Source organism: Leisingera sp. F5 (assembly GCF_001593695.1).
The window spans coordinates 1-5,097 of sequence record NZ_LUKH01000134.1; the positions used below are offsets into that span (position 1 = coordinate 1).

Annotated in this window: 5 protein-coding genes; 3 read left to right on the top strand and 2 right to left on the bottom strand. The window is 56.7% G+C overall.

All coding sequences use genetic code 11. The annotated features are described in order from the left end of the window. Nucleotides 1–179: 179 nt before the first annotated feature. Nucleotides 180–374, bottom strand: coding sequence for a PhnA domain-containing protein (locus A2I95_RS25665; RefSeq protein ID WP_367152584.1), 195 nt, complete (start codon nt 372–374; stop codon nt 180–182). Between the two features lie 134 nt (nt 375–508). Further along, nucleotides 509–1,429 (bottom strand): LysR family transcriptional regulator, encoded by a 921-nt coding sequence (locus tag A2I95_RS25670; RefSeq protein WP_027260037.1) that lies wholly within the window; start codon nt 1,427–1,429, stop codon nt 509–511. A 106-nt stretch (nt 1,430–1,535) separates the two neighbouring features. Between A2I95_RS25670 and A2I95_RS25675 the strand changes: the two genes are divergently transcribed. From A2I95_RS25675 to A2I95_RS25685, 3 genes are all read left to right on the top strand, one after another. Continuing rightward, the gene (locus tag A2I95_RS25675) at nt 1,536–3,059 is read left to right on the top strand and encodes a sulfatase-like hydrolase/transferase (protein WP_291734475.1); all 1,524 of its coding nucleotides are present in this window, start codon (nt 1,536–1,538) and stop codon (nt 3,057–3,059) included. 47 nt (nt 3,060–3,106) lie between these two features. Further along, nucleotides 3,107–4,771 carry an ABC transporter substrate-binding protein gene (locus tag A2I95_RS25680; RefSeq protein ID WP_291734476.1) on the top strand — a complete coding sequence of 555 codons (1,665 nt, stop codon included), beginning with the start codon at nt 3,107–3,109 and terminating at the stop codon, nt 4,769–4,771. Nucleotides 4,772–4,852: 81 nt separating this feature from the next. Next, nucleotides 4,853–5,097: amidase family protein (locus tag A2I95_RS25685; RefSeq protein ID WP_291734478.1), on the top strand; the 245-nt coding region annotated here is incomplete at its 3' end.

The window sequence follows — 5,097 nt, forward strand, 5'->3', positions numbered from 1 at the left end:
TCGCGCTTCATCCTGACGCTCGCTGCTGGAAATCTCGCCCGGCTGCCCCGGTTGCTGGCGGCATGAGGCTGTATGAGGTGGCCACAAGCCTGCTTTCAGCCGCCCGATCCGGAAGGGAGACAACGCAGCCCCCCTCAGAGAGAACAGCGTCCCGCTGGCCTGACTAATTCAGCCGCCTGTTAAAGCTTCAGGTCTTTCACAACCGTCACAGTGTCTCCATCACATAGCACATTGCCCACGCTGTCACGCACGTCTGCGGCTAGGTCAGACGGCGCAACCGCCGCCCATTCATGCGCGCACTCGGGGCAGATCAGCAGGCGTCCGCCTGATAGGTATAGGCAGAGGAGCATTCGGCTCACCGCCGCGCGCAGCATAGCCGCGGGCCTGATCCATCACCGTGAACGGGTGGCCGGGTGTTGTCACATTAACTCGATTTGCTTGAGAGCAAGGTCGCTGATTTAAGTTTCAGGCGCCGCCCGCGGCGGTTTCATAGCCGACCACCGGAACTTCAAGCATCTGTCTGTCCGGGCATTTCCTCTATCCAGCGCAGAATGCGCTCCGTTTCGCGGGTAAGTTCTTCCTTAAACCGGTGCGCGATGAGAGAAGGCCTCGCGCCAATGGGCTCAAACAAGGCGAAACGATAGGCTGGAAGATCGGCAATCGGAAGGGCGGCAGACGGCTTCAGTCCGGTCCAGAAATGCGCAGTGAATGCATCCGCGATAGGAAGGCCAACATCTTGTTCGCCCAGCAATAATGCCGTTATCGAAAGCTCAGACGTCAATGGGGAAAGGAACCTGTCTCCAATCTGATGCATAGACAATTCGTCAGCGATGCCCCCTTGCAGCCCGATGAGCCGTTCCTTTCGCAGATCCTCAAGGTGAAGCGAGCTGTGAGCTTGGGCAAGTTCATGCTCTTCGCTCAGAATGCACATATGCGGGACTGCCCCTTCGTAGAGCAGGTTAACGCCTTCAGGAATGTCCTGAATGTTGGCAAAGCCCAGCTTGAGCGTACCCATGCTGGCGTATTCCGTGACCCAGCGGGACGTTTTGACGTGCCAGTTGACGGCAATATCGTGTTTCTGAACTCCCAGAGCTTTCAGAGCCCGAGGCACGACCTCAAGTGACAAGGCGGTATTTGCACCAAAAGTCAGAGTACCACGTTCCTTGCGGGCAATTTCCTCCGCAGCCTCTTCGAGAGAAGCTAGCGCGGAATACGTGCGTTCGACTTCGATCAGAAATTCTTCTGCTTCCGGGGTCGGCTGCACGCCCTTGCTTTTCCGTGTGAACAAAGGGCAACCGAAATCGCGCTCCAGATCGCCCAGGATACGGCTGACGCTGGGTTGAGAGAGGTTCAGGCGGGTTGCTGCTCCGGAAACCGAACCAGTGCTCATAACAGTGCGAAAGATTTCGAGTTGCTTCCGGTCAAACATCACAAGTCATATTTGGATTTCGAATATCAGTACAAAAACATAGTATTTTTTTAGATGCAAATTTGCCGCTACCGTTTTGAGATCACGATCACAGGACGGTTCGGGTATGACAAATGTTGTTCTAATCATGACTGATCAGCAGCGCGCTGACAGCTTAGGGTGTACAGGCAATCCAATTGCCAGAACGCCCAATGTGGACGTTCTGGCAGAGCGCGGAGCAGTATTTACAAACCACTACACGCCGCATCAGATTTGTTCGCCGAGCCGTGCAACGCTGTTTTCCGGTCTCCTTGCCAGAAACCACGGGCTGACCCGCAACGGTGTTGCTCTGAGCGAAGAAATTCCTCTCATCTCGCATGAATTAAAGGCGGCCGGATACAGAACACACGGCGTGGGAAAGTTTCATTTCCAGCCAATCCTGGCCGGCGCAGAGCACAAAATGCCCGATTCCAATGGCTTCTGGGAACTTCCCGAGAGTGCAGGGTGGAACGGGCCGTTCTATGGATTTGACACCGTCGACATTCTGATCGGTGAGTCTGTCAGCGCCACAGAGGGCGGACACTATGCCAACTGGCTGAGAAAAACCGCACCAGAGGCGGCAGAGCTGTTCCTTCCGGAAAACGCCCTCGCACCGGTGCCCGAGGATTGTGATGAAATCTGGAAGAGCGCGGTGCCGGAGGAATTGCACTACAATAGCTGGATAGCTGACCAGGCATGCGACTTCATTGCCGCTGCTGACACGTCAAACCCGTTCTTCCTGCTTGTCTCTTTTCCGGATCCGCATCACCCGTTCTCGCCGCCAGCCCCCTGGTGCGACATGTACGATCCCGCCGACATGCCTGCTCCGGATGCACAGGTGAACGAGCTTGCACTCATGCCAAGCTATATCTCTGAAAGCGACGGAGCAGACGGCAGCAAGAGCTACGTGGATTTTCTGCGCGATCCAGGGCCACCCCGCGAGCAAGGGTTCATGCAGACCACACACAGCCTGTCTGACGCATCACTTCGGCAAGCCATGGCTCACACCTACGGAATGGTCTCTATGATCGACAGCCGTGTGGGCCAGATCCTGAAAGTCCTTGATGACCGGGGGCTGACTGAAGATACATTGATAATCTTCACCTCAGACCATGGCGAACTGCTGGGTGATCACAATCTGATCCGAAAGGGGCCTGCACCTTACCGTCAGTTGCTGAACATTCCGCTGATCATGGCGGGACCCAATGTGACACAGGGGCAGCGGCCGCAGTTCACCAGCCATGTCGATCTCAAGGCGACGCTGCTGGAGTACTTGGGCCTTGCCGGAGAGGCTGGAGATGGAACGTCTTTCGCCAACCTCCTGCCGGACGAACTCCACGAAACTCAAGACCACCTTATAGCCGAGTACCACGCTCGCACCCGTCCCGAGACCTACAATCAGACACTGATTACAGAAAAATGGCGCCTCACTCTCTACGCAAACAATCCGAGTTGGGGGGAGCTCTTCGACCGCAGCGCGGATCCCGGTGAGCACTTCAACCTGTATCATAACCCAGAATTTGGACCAATCCGGGACGAGCTGGCACGCCAATTGCTGGATCTCTTCCCGCCTGCGCCCGATGCAGGCGGGCCATCTATCGCAACGTACTGAACCGCCACACACGGCGGACAAGCCTGGCTTTTACACGGGAGGATGAAATGCCTAGTCAATCCAAGCCACAACTCCAAATCCATCCAGCTGCAAAAATGTACGCCGAGGAACATTGCGCCGGCAAGTTGAGCCGCCGGGAATTCCTGGCACGCGCCACGTCGATGGGGGTCGCTGCGGCCACCGCATACGGGATGGTTGGAGCGGCCTCACCCGCCTTCGCATCTCAGACACCAAAGATGGGCGGCACTCTGCGCGTTCAGATGAATGTGCAAAGCCTCAAAGAACCCCGGACCTATGACTGGTCGGAAATGGGGAACCTCACCCGCAGTACCTTGGAATACCTGGTCGAATACAACAACGACGGGACCTTCCGGGGGATGCTGCTCGAAAGCTGGGAAGTGAATGACACCGCCACCGAATACACGCTCAATGTTCGCAAGGGCGTGAAATGGCACAACGGCGATAACTTCACCGCCGAGGATGTCGCCCGAAACATCATCGGCTGGTGCGATAAGTCGGTCGAGGGCAACTCGATGGCGGGCCGCATGGCGACACTTGTAGATCCAGAGACGGGTAAGGCAATTGAAGGGGCCGTCAAGGTAGCGGACGATCACACCGTCCATCTGAAATTGCCCCGCCCGGATATCTCAATTGTACCGGCCATGGCGGACTATCCTGCCGCAATCATTCATCAGTCCTACAATGCAGCCGATGGGCACAAGAATGCCGGGACCGGCCCTTACCTCATTGAAGTGCTGGAAGTCGGCACCAAAGCCGTGCTGGTCCGCAACTCAGAGCAGGAATGGTGGGGAACAGAGGTCTATGGCGGGCCGTATCTGGACCGGATCGAGTTCATCGACTACGGAACTGATCCTTCCTCCTGGCTGGCTGCTATCGAAGCCGAAGAGATCGATGTGGTCTATGAGTCGCTGGGGGACTACATTTCGCTGTTTGACGGTATCGGACTGGAAAAATCCGAAGTGGTTACCGCGTCGACCATTGTCATTCGCCCCAATCAGCAGGCCGAGGTGAACGGAGTAAAGCCCTACGCGGACGTGCGGGTCCGCCGCGCGCTTGCGATGGCTGTGGACAATAAAGTCTGTCTTGAACTTGGCTACAATGATCAGGGGATCCCGGCAGAGAACCACCATGTAGCCCCAGTACACCCGGAGTATGCCGAGCTGCCGCCTGCCGTATATGACCCCGAAGGTGCCCTTGCCCTGATGAAAGAGGCCGGCATGGAAGACTTCGAACACGAGCTCCTGTCCATTGACGACGACTGGCGCCGGAACACCACTGACGCCGTCGCCGCTCAATTGCGCGATGCAGGCATCAAAGTGAAACGCTCTGTCTTGCCAGGATCAACATTCTGGAATGATTGGGCCAAATACCCGTTCTCCTCGACAAACTGGAACCATAGGGCCCTGGCGGTCCAGATTCTGGCAGTCGCTTACCGCTCGGGTGAGCCCTGGAATGAGTTCGGCTGGGAAAATGCCGAGTTCGATACCCTGCTTGATGAAGCCCTTGCCATTGCTGACGCGGATAAGCGCCGTGCGGTTATGGCGAAAATCCAGAAACTCATTCAGGACGACGGGGTAACGATCCAGCCTTACTGGCGCTCGCTGTACCGCCATGTGCGCCCGGGCGTCGTCGGAGCGGGGATGCATCTCACCTACGACCTGCATCACTATAAGATGGGGCTTGCCGGCTAACGTCGCCGTGTTTCCGGCTCCGGTCTGCTGTTGAGCACCCGGAGCCTTACATATGAAGGGAGCGCCAGGCAGGTGCTCCCTTTGAGCAACGAGGACAAGTACCTGATGCAGGAATGGCTATTTGCTTCTGCGGTCGAAATGGCCACTGCAATCCAAAGGAAGGCAATTTCTTCGCACGAACTCGTCACCCTGCATCTAGAGCGCATCTCAGCGGTGAACCCGGCGATCAATGCAGTGGTCACTTTGGCTGCGGAACGCGCACTCGACGAAGCCCGGAAGACAGATGCACAAATTGCCCAAGGCCAGAATTCAGGACTGTTGATGGG